This window comes from Sphingobacterium sp. UME9 (genome assembly GCF_014170215.1).
Taxonomy (GTDB): Bacteria; Bacteroidota; Bacteroidia; order Sphingobacteriales; family Sphingobacteriaceae; genus Sphingobacterium; species Sphingobacterium paramultivorum.
The window spans coordinates 315,053-333,784 of sequence record NZ_LZZP01000012.1; the positions used below are offsets into that span (position 1 = coordinate 315,053).

The window sequence follows — 18,732 nt, forward strand, 5'->3', positions numbered from 1 at the left end:
AGATTACTATGCCTACATAACAATCTGCTTGCTAGTAATTTATACAAAAAGTTACATATTTTAATATTTATTTATTATTTTGGGGTAAAAGTTACCAATTTTGCAAATAGGGGCTGATAGGCCACTTATGCTTATAAATGAGAAAATTAACCCTAAACATTGTTAGATAATGCATCTGCAACGGGACTCTTTATCTGTGCTTTCTGACCAAACTGTAAATACAAGGTTGGAGGGATTAATCACGACCACCGATGATGGCACTATTCTACTGTTTAACAAACGCGCACAAGAGCTTTTAGACCTCGAAAGTACGGCAACCACCAACAAACTACATGATTTAATTACATTTTACTCAGCAGATGATCTTTCGGAACTATCGCCTACAGAAACGCCATTTTTTAGTGCTCTTTCCAAAAACCAAAACCAAAATGAAATTATCCTAGGAAGAAAAAAGGATCAAGAGTTTAGATGGTATCAATTCAATGTTCATCTTACTATAGAAGACAATAAAAAAGGTCTTTCAATCTCATTTATTGATGTATCGAAATTGGTCAATAAAAATCGTGTCCTAGAAGATAAACAACACCAACTTCAATTGCTTGTTGCCTCATTGAATGATCTTGTATTCGAAGTAACCGATACTGGAGTATTTAAAAACTACTGGACCAACAATCCGGATCTATTGTTCTATACGCCAGAAGAATTTCTAAATAAGAGCCTCACGGAGCTTTTCCCACCTGATCTTGCAGTGCCCGCTCTTCAATTAATACAAAGTTCATTAAAATTGGACCGCGAACTTAAGATGGATTTTCAATCCAATTTAAAAGAGCACAAAGACAAATGGTACCGTTTACAGATAAAACCTATACATAGGGCGCTGAACCGGGTAGCCCTGGTTATTTCCGACATTACAAAACAAGTCGAGTCCAATGAAAAGAGTAAATTCAATGAACACAAATTTAATCAAGCATTTTATTTATCTGGTCTGGGAATCTCTTTGACAAGCCTCGAAGGTTACTGCATAGAATCCAATAACATGTTAACCAAAATTCTTGGTTATTCTCATGAAGAAATGTCGACAACCAAGTTTACTGATCGAACACACCCAGACGATATAGATAAAGATGTTGAACTTAGAGAAAAACTTGTCAGGGGCGAAATTGAAGCATTTACGCTTCAAAAACGCTATTTACATAAATTAGGACATTTTGTATGGTGTTCTGTAACGGTTGCGGCAGTTTTTGATAATGCCAATACCGCACAATTTCTGATCGTCCAGGTGCAGGATATTTCCGAATCAAAAAAGAATATAGAAATTCTAAAGAGGCAAAAGATTGAATCGGATCTAGTCAAAATAGATCTTGAAACCAAAATACGACAACTGGAAGAATTTGCTAACATCCTCGCTCATGATCTAAAGGGCCCACTCAGTAATATACAGATGCTTATTGACGAAATCAAGGTAACGGATGACGAAAAAATAAAAGCAGATTTTATGAACCTTCTGGATATTAGCAGTGACAACCTGACTGAAACATTACATGATTTGGGGGGTATACTTGATATCAAATCAAACAATTCACTGATTTACGAGCAATGTAATTTTCTCGATGTATTCAAAAAAGTGCAACAGCAATTTCTGGAAGAAATACAGCAAAAAAATGCGACTATTTCCATCGAATTCAATGTAAAAGATATTTATTATCCTAAGATTTACCTGGAAAGTATCTTAAGCAATCTCCTGAGTAATGCACTCCGATTTACGGCAAAAGATAGAGCCCCTAGGATCGAAATACATACGCATCTGGAACAAGAAGGAACCTTATTAACGGTTAAAGACAACGGGCTGGGTATTAACCTACCAAAATACAAATCTGAGCTGTTTATGTTCAAAAAGGTTTTTCACCGTGGATTTGAGACTAAAGGTGTCGGATTGTTTCTCATAAGATATCAGATCGAATCATTGGGCGGAAAGATCGATGTACAAAGTAAAATCGATTCGGGTAGTACCTTTTATGTCAAATTTTTAGAAAAAGCATATAAAGATCCGCTGATACAACTATAAAAAATAGCGTTCAATCCTGTTCGTAGAAAATAACTGCTAAGATCCTGGACAGCGTGATCTCACAAGTAAAAGAGTAAAAGAAAAACTGCGATGTCAATCAACGACAAAGATGAGGTTTATTGACACGATGAAAACAATTATTAATCAAAAAGACCATGACTCCTGAAACTAAAAGAACGATCATTCTCATTGATGATAATGCCATTTTACGTACTATTTTCGGCCATATGCTACAGGGATTTACCGACTATGAGATTGACTTTCATTCCTTCAAAAATGCACTGGATGCATTGGATTTTTTGGATAACAATGACATCTGCCAGTCGCTGATGCCACCCATACTCTTTGTGGATATCAATATGCCATTTATGACTGGTTGGGAGTTAATGGATGTACTTGAAAATAGGACAGACTTCATCAAACGAACCAAGATTTTTATTGTCAGCTCCTCTACGAGCAAAAGCGATCAGGAGCAACTGGCTAATTATCCTTTTATAAGCGGTTTTATTCTGAAACCTTTTGGAAAAGAATCTATTTACGAGATTTTGAAAAAAATCGATTAAAAAAAAGCCCCCCAAACTTTATTACTTAATTATTGGAGGGCTTTTTATTTTGACAACTTATTGTTGTGGACAGCGGACAGCCACTGTCGTTATTCTTTTTGAGCGATTAAATCGCCTGACACTTGTCTGCCAACCAATTCTTTTCCTCAACCGTAAGATGAGTCGATAATTGATCAAATACCCACTGATTATAGTTATTTAGCCAGGCAATATGTTTCTTATCCAATAAGGATTTTTCGACTAAATCGGTTGCGATATAACACATTGTTAGTGTCTCAAAGTCCAGGAAGTCTCCAAATTCGGAAGATCCTGCTTTACGGGTCAACACGAGGTTCTCAATGCGAATACCATGTTTGCCGACGCGATACAATCCAGGCTCTATTGAAGTGATCATACCTGGTTCAACAGCAACATCTATTGCTGCTGCATTGAACACTTGTGGACCTTCGTGTACATTCAAGAAGAAACCGACACCATGTCCCGTACCATGTCCATAATTGCGTAATGTTTCCCACAATGGACGACGCGTAATTGCATCGATCTGATAGCCGCGCGTTCCAGTAGGGAAGATAGCCTGAGAGCCTTCTATTGTTCCCTTGAGCACAAGGGTATAATCCTCTTTTTCCTCCTGCGTAAGACCTCCAAGCGTTACCACTCTGGTAATATCCGTTGTCCCTGTAGTATATTGCCCCCCAGAATCGACCAATAGTAAACCTTTAGGCTCTAGTGTATAATTCGATTTTTCATTAGCCGAATAATGCGGCAGGGCACCGTGATCCAAATATCCCGCAATAGTCGTGAATGAGACGTCAACAAAGCCATCTTGACTTTCACGAAATCCACGTAATTTGTCAGCAATAGATAATTCAGAAAGCTCACCAGAGGAGACATTCTCTTCCAACCATTTGAAGAAACGAGTCAACGCTATACCGTCTTTTACAAACGTATGGCGGTTATTTTCAACTTCAACCTTATTCTTAATTGCTTTTAAACTCGTCGAAGGGTTTATTTTCTCAACAATTTTAACCTGTTTAGGTACGCTGTCGAAAACAGCAAAACAGGTACGTTTTGGATCGATAAGAATAGATGCAACCTCCAATGTCGGAACTATCTTAAAGAGATCCTCATAAGCTGCAATATCCACTCCATAGCCCTTCAGTTCTTCCGTTGCCTGAGTTGTCAACTTCGAAGGTTCAATATAAAGCGTTGCTTTTTCTGCTGTAATCAATACAAATCCCAAAACAACAGGGTTACAAGGTACATCTTGACCACGGATGTTTAATAACCAGGCCAGGTCATCCAAAGATGAGATCAGATGAGCCTCCGTTCTATTCTTTTTCATCTCCGCGCGGACAGCTTCAATTTTAGAAACCGTTGACTGTCCCGTAATATTTTCGTCCAGCAGGTAGGCCTGTGCCTTAGGAAGCTCTGGTCGTCCTTCCCATAATGGTGACAACAGGTCAACATGACCATCTACTTTAATCTCCAAAGGCTCCAAAGTATGCTGAACAGATTGGGCCACCAATAAAGAAGCGAGATTGCCATCAAAAGCAACCTTAGCACCAGCACCCAACTGCTCGCCCAACCAATCAGCATATTCTGCAGCTCCCTGCACTTTCAATTTCACCAATTCAAAACCTGTTCCTGCCAATTGCTCCGCTGCTTGGACAAAATAGCGAGAATCGGTCCAAAGGCCGGCAAAATCTTGTGTGATTGCCAACGTACCTGCTGACCCGGTAAAACCCGAGGCCCAGGCAATGCATTTATAACGTTCCGGTAGATATTCACTAATATGAGGATCTGAAGATGGAATGATATATCCATCGATTCCCTGAACCTTCATCGCCTCACGAATGGCAGCTAATTTTTCGATATGCTTCATGTCGTCTATACAATTTTATGCAAGTTAGGATTTTTTAGGGTCGAATGCCTAACTTTAAGCCAAATAAAACAAACGAAGTACAGCGAACGCTTTTCCCTTAAAATAGGCTGCGTTCAAGTCATCATGATAAATCCAATGGAATATCCATGATTGCCTGCACGAATATAGATAACCGTGTTTGCAAACTCATTGAAGATAAACTGGGATATACCCTAGGACGATAAAAAAAATAGTATATATGAACCAATTTCTGCTAAGTACCATTGCTTTTTCTACTTACGCGTTAACGACCGTTACCACTCCATTATTTGCGCAGGATCTTCGCAGTAAAATTCAGGATGCTTTTACGCAGTTTCAAAATCAGGAAAGCCTCAGGAATGGTTTGAGCTCACTGATAGTTTTCGATGGAAAAACAGGTCAGACTGTATTCGCAGCAAATGAAAATATCGGACTAGCAACCGCGTCCACCATGAAGGTAATCACTTCGGCCACGGCATTGGACTTCCTGGGTAAGAATTTTCAGTTCAAAACAACCCTGTATTATACAGGTGAAATCGACGAGAACGGTGTGTTAAACGGAAGTATTATTGTGACAGGTACGGGCGACCCTACCCTTGGCAGCGCTCGCTATCCGGAGACTCAGGCAACAACGATACTGAATAAGTGGCTTACAGCGATCCAAAATGCCGGTATCAAAAGTATTAATGGCGCTATCATTGCCGATGATCGGCTTTATAATGGGAACCAGCTTCCGGGTGGCTGGATCTGGACTGACATGGGTAACTACTACGGCGCGGGGATTTCTTCGCTCAATTGGTGTGAGAACGCTTTTGGCATAAATTTTACCCCAAGTAATAAAATTGGCGCCAAAGCGGAGATCCTTAGTTATACAGCCCAAGTTCCCTACCTGGAAATTATCAATGAAACAACCACTGGTAAATCAGGAAGCGGCGACAATGTATACGCCTATGCTGCCCCCTATTCAACTAAGATATTTGTGCGTGGTTCCTATGGGCAGGATCTCAAGAAAACAATTGAGCTCTCCTCTCCCGATCCAGCTTATGATCTCGCTTATCAATTAAACGAAGTCTTAAACAACAACGGTATTGTTGCCAGCGAACGGCCTGCTACCGGAACGAAGATGGATTCAGTCGATGTTTCAAAAAAACAAACCCTGGATATTCACCTATCTCCAACCTTAGATAAAATTGTCTACTGGTTTAACCAAAAGAGCATCAATCTCTATGGAGAAGCCCTATTGAAAGCGATAGCTTATACAACAGCGGGTAAAACAGGTACCGACGATGGCGCCTATTATATCCAAAAATATTGGAACGCCAAATTAGGCATAAAATCCAGTGAACTCAATAGTATGGATGGTTCGGGACTATCACCTCAAAATCGAGTGACCACAGCCGCGATGAATAAGATTATGCAGTATGCACAAAAACAAAGTTGGTACCCTGCTTTCTATGAAAGTCTTCCCACCTATAACAATATGAAGATGAAAAGTGGAACAATCGGCGGCGTACTTGGTTATACAGGTGTACATACCAATAAAACAGGACAGTCATTTACCTACACGTTACTGGTTAACAACTATGCTGGGTCGGCCTCCAGCATGCGTCAGCAAATGTTTAAACTGTTGGATGTCCTGAAGTAACATATTATTGTCTAATTATAATAAGATATTGGCAAATATTTCCAATTATCAAAAAGAATGATAGATTTGTAGCCTTAAATTAATAAAATCGTAATGAGTAACACTAATCGTAAACAGGCAGCGTTAAACTACCACGCAATGGGTAGACCTGGTAAAATAGCTGTTGTTCCGACCAAACCAACAAATTCGCAAAGAGACTTATCATTAGCATATTCTCCAGGTGTAGCGGAGCCATGTTTGGCTATTGCTGAGAACAAAGAAGATGCTTATAAATATACCGCAAAAGGAAACCTTGTTGCTGTTATCAGTAATGGTACAGCAGTATTGGGCTTAGGCGATATCGGCGCCCAAGCTGGTAAACCAGTCATGGAAGGTAAGGGTTTATTATTCAAAATTTTTGCCGACATTGATGTATTTGACATCGAAGTGGACACCAAAAATGTCGATGAGTTTGTCAACATTGTCAAAGCATTGGAGCCTACTTTTGGAGGGATCAACCTGGAAGATATCAAAGCACCGGAATGTTTTGAAATCGAACGCCGTCTAAAAGAAGAAATGAACATCCCGGTGATGCACGATGACCAACATGGTACAGCAATCATCTCAGGTGCAGCATTGATCAACGCCTGTGAAATTATCGGTAAAGATATTTCAAAAGTAAAAATCGTCGTCAATGGCGCTGGAGCAGCTGCAATGTCGTGTACTGCAATGTATATTTCAGTAGGTGCTAGCAAAGAAAATATTGTGATGCTGGATAGCAAAGGTGTAATCCGTACTGATAGAGAAAATCTAGACAGTATGAAAGCACAATATGCAACAGATCGCGATATTCGCACCCTGGCAGATGCTGTAAAAGATTCGGATGTATTTATCGGTTTATCGGCAGCAGACGTCATGTCGGCAGAGATGTTGTTAACGATGGCTCCAAACCCAATTGTATTGGCGATGGCAAATCCAAATCCTGAGATTGCTTACGATTTGGCGATGGCAACACGTAACGATATTATCATGGGTACAGGTCGTTCAGATTATCCTAACCAAGTAAACAATGTATTGGGTTTCCCCTATATATTCCGTGGTGCTTTGGATGTACGTGCAACAGCAATTAACGAGGAAATGAAAATTGCCGCAGTGCGTGCCATTGCAGACTTGGCGAAACAACCTGTTCCAGAAGAAGTAAATCAAGCCTATAACACGAGCAATTTAAAATTCTCGGAAGAATATATCATTCCAAAACCTACCGATCCGCGTTTGATCACTGAAGTTTCCATGGCTGTTGCAAAAGCTGCCATCGCATCAGGTGTGGCAAAGACCGTAATCGAAGATTGGGATCAATACAGCGATGCCCTACGTAAACGTCTTGGTAAAGATGATGCGATTATGCGCAATTTGACTATGGCTGCAAAAAGAGATCCTAAACGTGTTGTTTTTGCAGAAGCAGACAATTACAAAACGTTGCGTGCGGCACAGATTGTTAAAGAAGAGGGCATTGCGATTCCAATTCTTTTAGGTAGAAGAGATAAAATCGAACGTTTAATCAAAGAATATGCTTTTGAATTGGATGGTCTTGAAATTATCGACCCAGTTGCTGAAGTCGACAACGAAACGGAGCGTTCAAAGAAATTTATTGAGCATCTTTACATCAAAAGACAACGCCGTGGTATATCGAAATACGATGCCCGTAAGTTGATGTACGACCGCAACTATTTTGGTGCCTCTTTAGTGGAATTTGGCGAAGCTGATACCCTAATTTCCGGTATGACCAAAAATTATGCAAATACAATCCGTCCGGCATTACATGTAATCGGTGCTAAACCAGGCAGCCGTGTCGCAGGTATGTATATGATGTTAACAAAAAAAGGACCAATCTTCATGGGTGATACAACCGTAAATGAAGACCCTACAGCACAAGAACTAGCAGACATTACCCTGTTATTGGATAAAGCTGTGAAACGCATGAACATTCAGCCACGTATTGCATTACTATCTTACTCTAATTTTGGTTCAAGCGAAGGAAAAACGCCAACAAAAGTAAGAGCGGCAGCGCAGATCCTACACGATCAACATCCAGAGATTATTGCTGATGGTGATTTACAAGCAAACTTCGCCTTAAACAGCGAAATGTTGACAGCAAATTTCCCCTTCAGCTGCTTAAATGGAAAATCTGCGAATACACTCGTATTTCCTAATTTGGAGTCCGGAAATATCGCTTATAAATTATTGCAAGAAGTTGGTGAAGCTGAGGCTGTAGGTCCAATCCTTTTGGGTATGAACAAACCAATTCACGTATTGCAATTGGACAGCTCTGTACGCGAAATCGTCAATATGGTTACCATTGCCGTAGTCGATGTACAAGCACATCTTAAAAATTTATAGAATAGCTTAAAATCTTCCTATATTCGTATACTATGTACGAATATTTCAATGGAAAATTAGCATATAAAGCCCCCACTCATGTTGTTATCGATGTGAGTGGGATTGGTTATTATGTCCACATCTCTCTCTATACCTTCTCCCAAATCAAGGATCAGGAAAATTGTAAACTATTTATATCACTTCAAGTTCGGGAAGATTCACACACGCTTTATGGCTTTGCGACAGAAGGCGAGAAAAAATTATTCGAAAATTTGATCTCTGTTTCTGGTATTGGCCCCAATACAGGCCGCATGATCCTATCGTCAAACACACCGGATGAGATCCAGTCTGCCATCGTCAATGGCCAGGTTGCCCTAATTCAAAAGATTAAAGGAATCGGCCCTAAAACAGCACAACGTCTTATACTGGAACTTCAGGATAAATTAAAAAAACAGGGCTTCGAAGCCTTGGCATCACCTATCCAATCCCAATCTGTGCCAGAAGAAGCTTTATCAGCGCTGGTTATGCTCGGATTCAACAAAGTCGCGGCAGAGAAGGTGTTAAATACCATTTTAAAGACCGAAAGCAATCTTTCCGTAGAGGATATGATCAAATTAGCATTGAAACGACTTTAATGCATAAACATTAGCAGTACGTATCCGATATTAATCATTAGATAACGGATACGTACTGCTAATGCTGTAGCGTAAAAGATATAAAGGAACCTTCGGGTTCCTTTGTTATTTCCCGAACCTCAGTTTTGCAATAAATCGAGGGCTAAAAAGGAAGCATCACAACAGCGATTTATTCTTTACAAAGGCGAGCCCTTTCCTTCTTTTCGCTTTGGTTTTTAGATACAGCAAACGGACATCAAATAGGGATCAAATGTGGTATTTTGACACTGTTTATTCAGTGCTTGTTCAGTGATCGTTCAGTGCTTGCTCAGTGATCAGTCAGTGAAGACTGAATAAGCACTGAGTAAGCACTGTCTAAAAATTGATTAAATATTATCCTTATTTTGAATTTGGTATCAACCAATTATCGCCATCTTCAAAATGGCGCTTGAGGGACTGTTACCAGAAAAGCAGATTCCGTTGTGCTCTACTGAACAGCTGCTCAGTAGAACACGGATAAATACAGTTAAAAGGCATATTTTTTTTACCTAAATTTGGATACTATTCTCCAAAGTAAAATATCCCCTTTAACAGACTAAACAAACGATTGATCTACCCCAATGACGCTATTATCCAAACTACTTCTAAGTGCCCAAAAACACTTTCAGCAGTATTTTCATACCCTATTTGTTACATTTCCTCTTTGCTAAAACGTATTTATTCACCTATTTTTAGGACTTCTTATTTCAGTTATAATCTCACGCATGAAGAAACTATTTTCACTTGCGCTGGCTCTAAGTGTAGGAGCAGCAGTATTTGCGCAAGAAAAGAAAGATGCTACCTTGAACATTGTGCCATTACCGCAACAGGTTCAAATTAAAAATGGTACGTTTAAAATCAACGCTAACACCAAAATCGCCTTTGATAGCGAAGAGGACAAAAAAGTTGCAATGCTGTTTCAGGATTTCCTAAAAAGCAACTACAATCTCAATTTATCAGTAGTGAAATCAGCGAGCAGCAATACGATCTATTTCTCCTCCAAAAACGCAAAATCCACTAATGTGGAAGCATATGAACTTAACATAAGTTCGGACCGCGCAACTATTAGCGGAAAAGCTGCCGGTCTATTTTATGGTATGCAATCGTTGATCCAATTGCTACCTGTAGATAAAAAGGCCAGCATAGAAATTCAACAAGCTGCAATCCAGGATGAACCGCGTTTTGCCTATCGTGGATTACATCTCGATGTTGGCCGTCACTTCTTTCCTGTAGAATTTGTAAAAAAATACATTGATATTCTGGCATCTTACAAATTGAATACGTTTCATTGGCATTTGACAGACGACCAAGGCTGGCGTATAGAAATCAAATCACATCCAAAATTGACTCAAGTTGGCGGTTACCGCAAGCAAACACTGCTGGGTAACTACAAGACAGATGGCGATTATGACAATACACCTTATGGTGGTTTCTATACCCAGGACCAAATCAAAGAAGTGGTTGCCTATGCAAAAGCTAAATATGTAACGGTTATACCCGAAATCGAGATGCCAGGACATGCATTAGCAGCACTTTCGGCTTACCCAGAATTGGGTTGTGGTGAAAAGCCAGGACCTTACACAGCTGCTCAGACTTGGGGAGTGTTTGACGATGTTTTCTGTGCCGGAAAAGAAGAGACATTCAAATTATTGGAAGATGTAATTGATGAAGTCATTCCCCTATTCCCTAGCGAATATATCCACATCGGTGGTGATGAGTGTCCAAAAACAAAATGGAAAACATGTCCATTTTGTCAAAAAAGAATCAAAGACAACAACCTCAAAGATGAACATGAGTTACAGAGCTATTTTATCCAGCGTATGGAAAAATACATCAATAGTAAAGGTAAACGTATCATTGGATGGGATGAGATCTTAGAGGGTGGTTTAGCGCCTAATGCGACTGTCATGAGCTGGAGAGGCGATCAAGGCGCAATTGATGCAGCCAATCAAGGTCACGATGTGATCATTACGGCAAACAGCTATGGTCTATATTTTGATCACAAACAAGGTCCTGATCAAAACAGAGAACCTTTAAGTATCGGCGGACTTTCCACATTGAGCAAAGTATATTCGTCAGATCCAATGCCTAGCAAAATTGCTGAAAACAACAAGAAACACGTTTTAGGTGTACAAGCAAATATTTGGACAGAGTATATTGGATCATCCAATAAAGTCGAATTTACAGTGTTACCGCGCGTTTTAGCGCTTTCTGAAATTGCCTGGACACAGCCAGAGAAAAAGAACTGGAAAAATTTCTCAGAACAACGTGCAGCAAATCAGCTGGCTAAACTTGACCAAACCAATACATTCTATCGTGTACCGGAAGTATATGGCATAACAGATACCACCGTATATGCTTCGGAATATACGATCAGAGGCTTGAAACCATCTGTTGAAGGAGCCAAAATTTATTACACATTGGACAACTACGATCCTTCAGAATTGGATTTAGAATATACAGGTCCAGTGAAAATTACGGTTCCTAATAGTAAGGAACGTGTTTTCAAAGCCGTTGTTGTAACGCCTTCCGGCAAAAGAAGCAACTACATTCGGGTGAATATTATCAACACCAAGAAATAATAACATTTGCCTGATAAGAAAGCGCTAATATTCTGTTAACTTTGAACAGCGTATTAGCGCTTTTTCATTTCATGCAGGTTGGAGCTCAATATGCCCTGAAGCTTTCCGGACAGGCAAAACATGCTTGGCAATTGTAATCCTGATAGCAAATGCATGATTATTTTTTTACATAGATTTTTATGGCAGAGGATTTACAAATAGCTAAAGGTAGCAAAGAAGAACAATATCAAAATTTACTTCCTCAGATTGGAGGACTATTGCAAGGCGAGCCTAATCAAATAGCCAATTTGGCTAACATCGCTGCTGCACTGAAAGAACAATTCAATTTTTTCTGGGTTGGTTTCTATCTTGTTGATGGAGACGAGCTCGTATTAGGCCCTTTTCAGGGCCCCGTTGCATGCACGCGTATCAAGAAAGGCCGTGGCGTATGCGGGGGTGCTTGGGCACAGGAAAAAACATTGATTGTTCCTGATGTAGAGCAATTTCCGGGACACATTGCCTGTAGTTCGCTCTCGCGGTCCGAAATAGTGCTACCCGTTTTTAAACAGGGACAGATTATCGGTGTGCTGGACGTTGACAGCAGTGAATTAAATAGTTTTGATGAAGTCGATGAGAAATACCTTACGCAGGTATTACAGCTTTTAGACAGCGAATAGATAAGCTGCGCTATTTTTGATCATTTATTTATTTTCAAATTCCCAGACTTTCACTAATTTGTCGTCACCGACACTAAAGAAATATTGTCCATTTTCGGACCATGATCCTGCATTTACAGATAAATGATGGCCATCTTGCATCTTCTCGCGGCTCATATTTTTCAATAGTGCAAAATCGGCTGTGGACCAAAACTTCAACGATTTATCGCGACTGACAGTTGCAAAAATTGGCGCTTCAGGATGGGGATATATTCCGTATACGGTAAAAAGATGAGGTACAAAGGAAAAATTAGTTGTCAATTGATTTGGATCTGAAATCACCAATTGCGCATCCCTTCCACCACTTAGCAATTTATTATGGATAAATGCCAGCGACGTAGTGGGCATACTATGCAATTTTGAATCAGTAATAACATGAAAGTCAGTACTGTCCAACATATAAACCTGTCCATCTTTATCGCCCAATGCTATTCGTCCAAGTCCTTCATCAATTGCAATTGCCCGAATTGTTGTTGGGGATATACGCTTCTCGTAAATACTTTTATAAGTTGCCAAGTCAATGACATACAATGTCCCCTCTTCACCTACCGCCAAAAGCTCATTTTTCCAGGACATATAAGCCAATGCAAAAATAGCTTTGGTGCTCAGTTGTATGCTTGCTACAAGCTTTTGCTCTTCTACATGTACAAAAAGTAGCTTGCCCTCGCGCAAGGCTATGGCCAGAATCGGCGTACCCGTTATCAACCGTAAAGCGTATACCGATGAACTTACTGCGCAGAGAATACGCTTAAATGCATTCTGCTCAATATCCCATTCGACAACGCCCTTATCGTTACCAGCTGTAAAAAATGTGTGCGTATAATAACCCTTCTCTACACAAAAAATAGGGTTTTGATGTCCTGGTAATGTCGATTTTAATGTAATATCCATAGTAATTTCGCTAAAACTCCTTCTCCAGCCGGATCGCATATTTTACGCCCAGTTTTTATGCTGTAGGACTCCACTGATCGAACTGTGAGTCCAGTAAAAATCAATACAGCAATACGTATTGTTAGCCGACAGAAACAAGAAGTGCAGTATATCCACAAATATACTGCACTTCTTAGATTATTTTGTCATCTTAGCTTAAAGCCTTCTCCCCGTTTCGGATTTTGTTCAACGGTGTTGCCATCTTCCGATTTTAAGTGAGCTAGGAGCACGAAGTAAGATGTCCCTTCAAATACCTATTGATGTCTGCTCTCGAGGTTTTTCGCAATTGTTTCCAAAGAAAATCCTTTCTCACGCAACAATACGATCAAATGAAACAATAAGTCTGAAGTTTCATTGATAAAATCAGCATCTGTTTCTGTCAATGCTGCAATTACTGTTTCTACAGCTTCCTCGCCAACCTTTTGCGCAATCTTATTGATACCGCGAGAACGCAGGCGGTTGACATAAGATTCATCAGAAGGATGTTCATAGCGATGGTTGACAATACGCTCTAACTCCAACAGAAAGTTTTGGTTAAAGTCTGTACTGAAACAGCTTCTGCTCCCTGTATGACAGGTAGGCCCCATTGGTTCTGCTTTGATCAAAACAGTATCCTTATCACAATCAACATGGATGCTTTTTACATTCAAAAAGTTTCCACTCTCCTCTCCTTTTGTCCAAAGGCGATTTTTGCTTCGGGAGAAAAACGTAACACGTTTCTCTGCTTGTGTCTTCTCCCAAGCTTTCTCGTTCATATAGCCTAACATCAATACTTCCAACGTTTGGAAGTCCTGCACAATCACTGGAACGAGGCCGTCACTTTTTGCAAAATCTAACATGATTTTAGTATTTCAATTTTTAATTATTTTCGAAGAACCGTGAGCTCTCTTTTAACTTCTCAGGATTTCATCCAGCAAGTTTATGACTTACTTCTCCTTGATCAATCTTGTTTTCTATCTTACGACAATTCCATTTTGACGCAAAGTAGCTTTAAGATCGGGAATCAATATTTCACCATAATGGAAGACCGATGCCGCCAGGGCAGCATCTACGTTAGCTTGCTGAAAAACATCCACAAAATGCTGTTGATTACCAGCTCCGCCAGAGGCAATCAGTGGAATATGAATGCGGTCATTTATTGTTTTTAAAAAACCATTATCAAAGCCATTTTTTGTTCCGTCATGATCCATTGACGTCAGCAGGATCTCTCCCGCTCCACGTTCCTGCGCTTCAAGTATCCAATCCGCTGTGTTCAATTCCGTCCTAATGCGTCCACCACTCAGATGGACAAAATGCTGACCGTCGGTGGACCGGGTATCGACAGCAACAACAACAAATTGTGCACCAAAAGCTGCAGCCATCTGATTGATAAGATCGGGGTTACGTACCGCCGCGGAATTGATGGAAATTTTATCTGCACCTGCATTCAACAGGATGTCAGCATCTTTGATTTCATTGATACCACCGCCAATTGTAAAAGGAATATTCACTTGACGTGCGACTGCTTTGACTAAATCAATTGTCGTTTTACGCTCCTCATGTGTCGCTGTAATATCCAGGAAAACGAGTTCATCAGCCCCTTGTTGAGAATATTCATAGGCCAATTCAACGGGATCACCCGCATCGCGCAGATCCACAAAATTGACTCCTTTTACAGTCCGCCCATCCTTAACATCCAAACAGGGAATTATACGTTTTGCCAGCATTTTAAAATCTGATTAACGATTTTAAATTCCAATCTTTGATTTCATCGATCGAGATTCTATTTTCATAGATTGCTTTACCAACGACAACAGATTCTACACTGCCCAGTTCCTGAAGTTTCTGAATATCGTCCATTGAACTGATCCCGCCAGAAGCAATTAACTTGATAATCGGAGAATGGTTCAACAACTTTTGGTACAATTCAACACCTGCACCGCCCAATTTACCATCTTTACTAATATCGGTACATAAGAATCTAAAGAACCCTAAAACCAAGCATTTATCAATATATTCGATCAATTTGATTGGAGAGCTTTCCAACCAGCCGGAGTATTTGATGACTTCATCCAATACGTCGATCGCTATAACAATGTGGTCTGCATATTTTACTTTACCTTCATTCAATGTCGCCAGTTCCTCCAAGAATGAAGGATTTGTAATTGCCTGTGTTCCGACAATAACGCGATAAACACCCGCATCTACCAATTCTTTAACCTTCTCTATGCTTCTAACACCACCGCCATATTGAATCTTCATATCCGTCTTCTGGATGATATCAAATAAATAGGCCTGATTGCTGAAGTCTCCTTTTGCACCATTTAAATCAATGATATGGACGAGTTCCGTACCATTTGCGCGGTAGGTTTCGATTTGCTCTTCTAAACTAATCGCATACGTTGTAACGTCATTGTAGTTACCCTCTCTCAAACGGACAACTTTTTTGTCCAAAACGTCTATTGCTGGAATGATATACATAGTCGAATATTTTTAATCAATTTGAATAGTTGAAAAATTGAGCAACAGCTGCTCTCCTGCTTTTCCAGATTTCTCTGGATGAAATTGTACGCCAAAGAAATTGTCTTTAGAAATTGCAGCCGAAAAAGGCTGTCCATAGACACATTTTGCCGCAGTATATGTCGCATCGAATTCGATAAAGTACGAGTGGACAAAATAAAAATAAGTTTGATCTTCAATATGTGCAAATAAAGGACTATTTGCTGGCACGGAAACACTATTCCAGCCCATATGTGGTACTTTACCCGACTTTTCGGCATCAAAATGTAACGTCTTCAAAGGAAAAAGCTTTAACATTTCGGCATTTCCTTCTTCTGAAAAAGCCGTCAGTAATTGCATACCAACACAAATCCCCAATACAGGCTTTTTTAGCTTTTTGATATAAGGCACCAATCCTGATTCCTGTAGTTTGTCCATTGCTGCGCCAGCATGCCCCACTCCAGGAATGATGATACGATCGTATTGATCGATCTCATCTGCGGTATTGACCATACCATAGGTAAGCCCAACACGATCCAGTGCCGCTGTCAAAGAGAAAATATTCCCCGCACCGTAATTAATAATTCCTATCATCTTACAATACTCCTTTTGTACTTGGCAATTGCATATGGTCGGCATCGCGTCTTACCGCTTTCTTGATAGATTTAGCAAAAGCTTTGAAGATCGCTTCGATCTTATGGTGCTCATTGTCACCTTCAGCTTTAATGTTTAAATTCGATCGTGAAGCATCTGAAAACGACTTAAAGAAGTGGAAAAACATTTCCGTAGGCATATCGCCGATCTTCTCCCGTTTAAATTCCGCATCCCACACAATCCAGTTGCGGCCACCAAAATCCAATGCAACCTGAGCCAAACAATCATCCATTGGCAACGTATAGGAATAGCGCTCAATTCCACGTTTGTCCCCTAAAGCCTTCAAAAAGACCTCACCCAGTGCGATACCCGTATCTTCGATTGTATGATGTTCGTCGATATGAAGATCACCTTTCGCCTTGATGGTCAAATCAAGTGCTCCATGTCTAGCCAATTGATCTAACATATGATCGAAAAACGGTAACCCCGTTTCGATATCAGACTTACCCGAACCGTCCAAATTCAACTGAATAAAAATATCCGTTTCATTGGTTTTACGATGATGTTCGGCAGTGCGCGTACCCAATTTAAGAAATTCATACACCGTCTTCCAATCTGTTGTCTCTAAAGCTATAACAGTTGAATCTATCGCAAGGTTTTCGAAAGCACCTAATTGATCGTTAGCACGCAGCCAAATTGCCTTTGCACCGAGATTTTGTGCTAATTTAACATCATTCACACGATCCCCGATGACGAAGGATTGGCTCAAATCGTATTTCGACGTATCAAAATAAGCTCCAAGCATACCAACTCCCGGTTTTCGGGTTTCCGCATTCTCGTGTGGAAAGGTTTTATCAATATGTTCCTCGGCAAACACTACTCCTTCTCCTGCAAACGTATCAATCACAAAATGATGGACTGGCCAGAAATTCTCCTCCGGATGGGAAGACGTTCCTAAACCATCTTGGTTGGAAACCAAGATCAATTCGAAATCCAGCTCCTTTGCGATACGTGGAAGATACTGCAAAGCACCAGGATAGAATTTTAATTTGGCAAAAGAATCGATTTGTTCGTCTTCAGGTTCCAAAATTAATGTTCCATCGCGGTCTATAAACAGTACACGTTTTAAGTTATCAGGCATAGTATTATTTATTGATTTGATTAAGTTTTTCTAACAATATTTGATTTTCGGCAGGCGTTCCAACAGTGATCCGTAGGCAGCCTTCACATAATTCGACTTTGGATCTATCTCTAACGATAATTCCATATTGAACTAGATAATCGTAAACTTCACGTGGCTGCTCCATCTTGACCAAAATAAAGTTGGCATCAGAAGGTGTAATATGCTGCACATAGTCCAGTTCAAGCAATTCACGCACGAGTTTCTCGCGCTCCGCCACCGTCTCCTTGATCCAGTCATTGACTTGATCAACCTGATCTAAGGCTTCCAATACAATATCTTGTGTAGCCTGGTTAATGTTGTATGGTGGTTTTATTTTATTGTAAACAGCTATAATCTCTTTACTGGCAAAAGCCATGCCCAGGCGTAGCGCCGCAAGCCCCCAAGCTTTAGACAAAGTCTGCAATACCACTAGATTGGGGTATTCAGCCAGTTCTTGCGTAAATGACTTGACAGCAGAAAAATTAATATAAGCCTCATCGACAACAACAAGCCCCTGAAAATTATTCAAGATCGTTTCAATATCCTGGCGACGGATTGAGTTTCCTGTTGGATTATTTGGAGAACAGATAAAAATCAGTTTAGTATGTGCGTCTATTGCATTGGCAATACCATCCAAATCCAGCTGGTAATCAGCAGTAAGGTTTACTTTTTTGAAAGCAACATCATTGATGTTCGCAGAAACTTCATACATCCCGTAGGTTGGCGGAACTAATATGACATTGTCAACACCAGGGGTACAAAATGCACGGTATAAGATATCAATAGCTTCATCACTTCCATTTCCCAAAAAGATATGCTCTGATGGTACACCTTTTATTTTAGAAAGTTTTGCTTTAACTTGATGTTGGAGAGGGTCTGGATATCGGTTGTAATCATGGTTTAAGGGGGATCCAAAAGGATTTTCATTGGCATCAATCAATATGGATGCCTCCCCTTTAAATTCATCTCTTGCGGATGAATAAGGTACGAGCTTCTTAATATTTTCCCGTAGTAGGTTGTTTAAGTTGAATGGATTATCCATTATAAAAAAATTAGAGCCGTAAACTTAGATAAATTGTTCATCATATGCAATATAATAAGCAATTATTC

General features: G+C 40.1%; 15 protein-coding genes. 7 read left to right on the forward strand and 8 right to left on the reverse strand.

Annotated features, from left to right (window positions below; translation table 11 throughout):
- The first annotated feature begins 169 nt into the window (after window positions 1-169).
- Window positions 170-2,065, forward strand: coding sequence for a PAS domain S-box protein (locus A9970_RS18745; RefSeq protein WP_145328910.1), 1,896 nt, complete (start codon window positions 170-172; stop codon window positions 2,063-2,065).
- Window positions 2,066-2,220: 155 nt separating this feature from the next.
- The gene (locus A9970_RS18750) at window positions 2,221-2,628 is read left to right on the forward strand and encodes a response regulator (RefSeq protein ID WP_145328912.1); all 408 of its coding nucleotides are present in this window, start codon (window positions 2,221-2,223) and stop codon (window positions 2,626-2,628) included.
- A 106-nt stretch (window positions 2,629-2,734) separates the two neighbouring features.
- On the opposite strand, the gene A9970_RS18755 is transcribed toward A9970_RS18750, so the two are convergent.
- On the reverse strand, window positions 2,735-4,510 hold the full coding sequence (locus tag A9970_RS18755) for an aminopeptidase P family protein (RefSeq protein WP_182983330.1): 1,776 nt from the start codon (window positions 4,508-4,510) through the stop codon (window positions 2,735-2,737).
- Window positions 4,511-4,748: 238 nt separating this feature from the next.
- On the opposite strand from A9970_RS18755, the gene dacB reads away from it, so the two are divergent.
- The 5 genes from dacB to A9970_RS18780 all read left to right on the forward strand — a co-directional run bounded on the left by dacB (window position 4,749) and on the right by A9970_RS18780 (window position 12,419).
- Window positions 4,749-6,173 carry a D-alanyl-D-alanine carboxypeptidase/D-alanyl-D-alanine-endopeptidase gene (gene dacB / locus A9970_RS18760; RefSeq protein ID WP_120333575.1) on the forward strand — a complete coding sequence of 475 codons (1,425 nt, stop codon included), beginning with the start codon at window positions 4,749-4,751 and terminating at the stop codon, window positions 6,171-6,173.
- A 93-nt stretch (window positions 6,174-6,266) separates the two neighbouring features.
- Window positions 6,267-8,549 (forward strand): NADP-dependent malic enzyme, encoded by a 2,283-nt coding sequence (locus A9970_RS18765; RefSeq protein WP_145328916.1) that lies wholly within the window; start codon window positions 6,267-6,269, stop codon window positions 8,547-8,549.
- A gap of 32 nt (window positions 8,550-8,581) precedes the next feature.
- On the forward strand, window positions 8,582-9,163 hold the full coding sequence (gene ruvA / locus A9970_RS18770; RefSeq protein WP_145328917.1) for a Holliday junction branch migration protein RuvA: 582 nt from the start codon (window positions 8,582-8,584) through the stop codon (window positions 9,161-9,163).
- A 743-nt stretch (window positions 9,164-9,906) separates the two neighbouring features.
- On the forward strand, window positions 9,907-11,763 hold the full coding sequence (locus tag A9970_RS18775; RefSeq protein ID WP_145328919.1) for a beta-N-acetylhexosaminidase: 1,857 nt from the start codon (window positions 9,907-9,909) through the stop codon (window positions 11,761-11,763).
- A gap of 179 nt (window positions 11,764-11,942) precedes the next feature.
- Window positions 11,943-12,419, forward strand: coding sequence for a GAF domain-containing protein (locus tag A9970_RS18780; RefSeq protein ID WP_046672350.1), 477 nt, complete (start codon window positions 11,943-11,945; stop codon window positions 12,417-12,419).
- Window positions 12,420-12,443: 24 nt separating this feature from the next.
- Here the strand turns inward: A9970_RS18780 and A9970_RS18785 are convergent, their stop codons facing one another.
- The 7 genes from A9970_RS18785 to hisC all read right to left on the reverse strand — a co-directional run bounded on the left by A9970_RS18785 (window position 12,444) and on the right by hisC (window position 18,664).
- Window positions 12,444-13,349, reverse strand: coding sequence for a WD40 repeat domain-containing protein (locus A9970_RS18785; RefSeq protein ID WP_244294523.1), 906 nt, complete (start codon window positions 13,347-13,349; stop codon window positions 12,444-12,446).
- 293 nt (window positions 13,350-13,642) lie between these two features.
- Entirely contained in the window at window positions 13,643-14,227 is a 585-nt protein-coding gene (hisIE, locus tag A9970_RS18790) for a bifunctional phosphoribosyl-AMP cyclohydrolase/phosphoribosyl-ATP diphosphatase HisIE (RefSeq protein WP_088160174.1), read from the reverse strand.
- Between the two features lie 114 nt (window positions 14,228-14,341).
- Window positions 14,342-15,094: an imidazole glycerol phosphate synthase subunit HisF gene (gene hisF, locus A9970_RS18795; protein WP_182983331.1), complete on the reverse strand. Its 753-nt coding sequence runs from the start codon at window positions 15,092-15,094 to the stop codon at window positions 14,342-14,344.
- A 1-nt stretch (window position 15,095) separates the two neighbouring features.
- Window positions 15,096-15,848: a HisA/HisF-related TIM barrel protein gene (locus A9970_RS18800; RefSeq protein ID WP_075990987.1), complete on the reverse strand. Its 753-nt coding sequence runs from the start codon at window positions 15,846-15,848 to the stop codon at window positions 15,096-15,098.
- Window positions 15,849-15,860: 12 nt separating this feature from the next.
- Window positions 15,861-16,460, reverse strand: a complete 600-nt coding sequence (gene hisH / locus A9970_RS18805; RefSeq protein WP_046672343.1) for an imidazole glycerol phosphate synthase subunit HisH — start codon at window positions 16,458-16,460, stop codon at window positions 15,861-15,863.
- Window position 16,461: 1 nt separating this feature from the next.
- Window positions 16,462-17,601 carry a bifunctional histidinol-phosphatase/imidazoleglycerol-phosphate dehydratase HisB gene (gene hisB, locus A9970_RS18810; protein WP_182983332.1) on the reverse strand — a complete coding sequence of 380 codons (1,140 nt, stop codon included), beginning with the start codon at window positions 17,599-17,601 and terminating at the stop codon, window positions 16,462-16,464.
- A 4-nt stretch (window positions 17,602-17,605) separates the two neighbouring features.
- Window positions 17,606-18,664 (reverse strand): histidinol-phosphate transaminase, encoded by a 1,059-nt coding sequence (gene hisC / locus A9970_RS18815; protein WP_075990985.1) that lies wholly within the window; start codon window positions 18,662-18,664, stop codon window positions 17,606-17,608.
- Window positions 18,665-18,732 lie beyond the last annotated feature (68 nt).

What these genes read in the sequence shown, in the direction of transcription:
- hisB (WP_182983332.1), bottom strand. Translation starts at nt 17,601, where the DNA reads ATGCCTGATAACTTAAAACGTGTACTGTTTATAGACCGCGATGGAACA.
- hisC (WP_075990985.1), bottom strand. Translation starts at nt 18,664, where the DNA reads ATGGATAATCCATTCAACTTAAACAACCTACTACGGGAAAATATTAAG.
- hisH (WP_046672343.1), bottom strand. Translation starts at nt 16,460, where the DNA reads ATGATAGGAATTATTAATTACGGTGCGGGGAATATTTTCTCTTTGACA.
- A9970_RS18780 (WP_046672350.1), top strand. Translation starts at nt 11,943, where the DNA reads ATGGCAGAGGATTTACAAATAGCTAAAGGTAGCAAAGAAGAACAATAT.
- A9970_RS18755 (WP_182983330.1), bottom strand. Translation starts at nt 4,510, where the DNA reads ATGAAGCATATCGAAAAATTAGCTGCCATTCGTGAGGCGATGAAGGTT.
- ruvA (WP_145328917.1), top strand. Translation starts at nt 8,582, where the DNA reads ATGTACGAATATTTCAATGGAAAATTAGCATATAAAGCCCCCACTCAT.
- A9970_RS18785 (WP_244294523.1), bottom strand. Translation starts at nt 13,349, where the DNA reads ATGGATATTACATTAAAATCGACATTACCAGGACATCAAAACCCTATT.
- A9970_RS18775 (WP_145328919.1), top strand. Translation starts at nt 9,907, where the DNA reads ATGAAGAAACTATTTTCACTTGCGCTGGCTCTAAGTGTAGGAGCAGCA.
- A9970_RS18765 (WP_145328916.1), top strand. Translation starts at nt 6,267, where the DNA reads ATGAGTAACACTAATCGTAAACAGGCAGCGTTAAACTACCACGCAATG.
- A9970_RS18745 (WP_145328910.1), top strand. Translation starts at nt 170, where the DNA reads ATGCATCTGCAACGGGACTCTTTATCTGTGCTTTCTGACCAAACTGTA.
- A9970_RS18750 (WP_145328912.1), top strand. Translation starts at nt 2,221, where the DNA reads ATGACTCCTGAAACTAAAAGAACGATCATTCTCATTGATGATAATGCC.
- hisF (WP_182983331.1), bottom strand. Translation starts at nt 15,094, where the DNA reads ATGCTGGCAAAACGTATAATTCCCTGTTTGGATGTTAAGGATGGGCGG.
- hisIE (WP_088160174.1), bottom strand. Translation starts at nt 14,227, where the DNA reads ATGTTAGATTTTGCAAAAAGTGACGGCCTCGTTCCAGTGATTGTGCAG.
- A9970_RS18800 (WP_075990987.1), bottom strand. Translation starts at nt 15,848, where the DNA reads ATGTATATCATTCCAGCAATAGACGTTTTGGACAAAAAAGTTGTCCGT.
- dacB (WP_120333575.1), top strand. Translation starts at nt 4,749, where the DNA reads ATGAACCAATTTCTGCTAAGTACCATTGCTTTTTCTACTTACGCGTTA.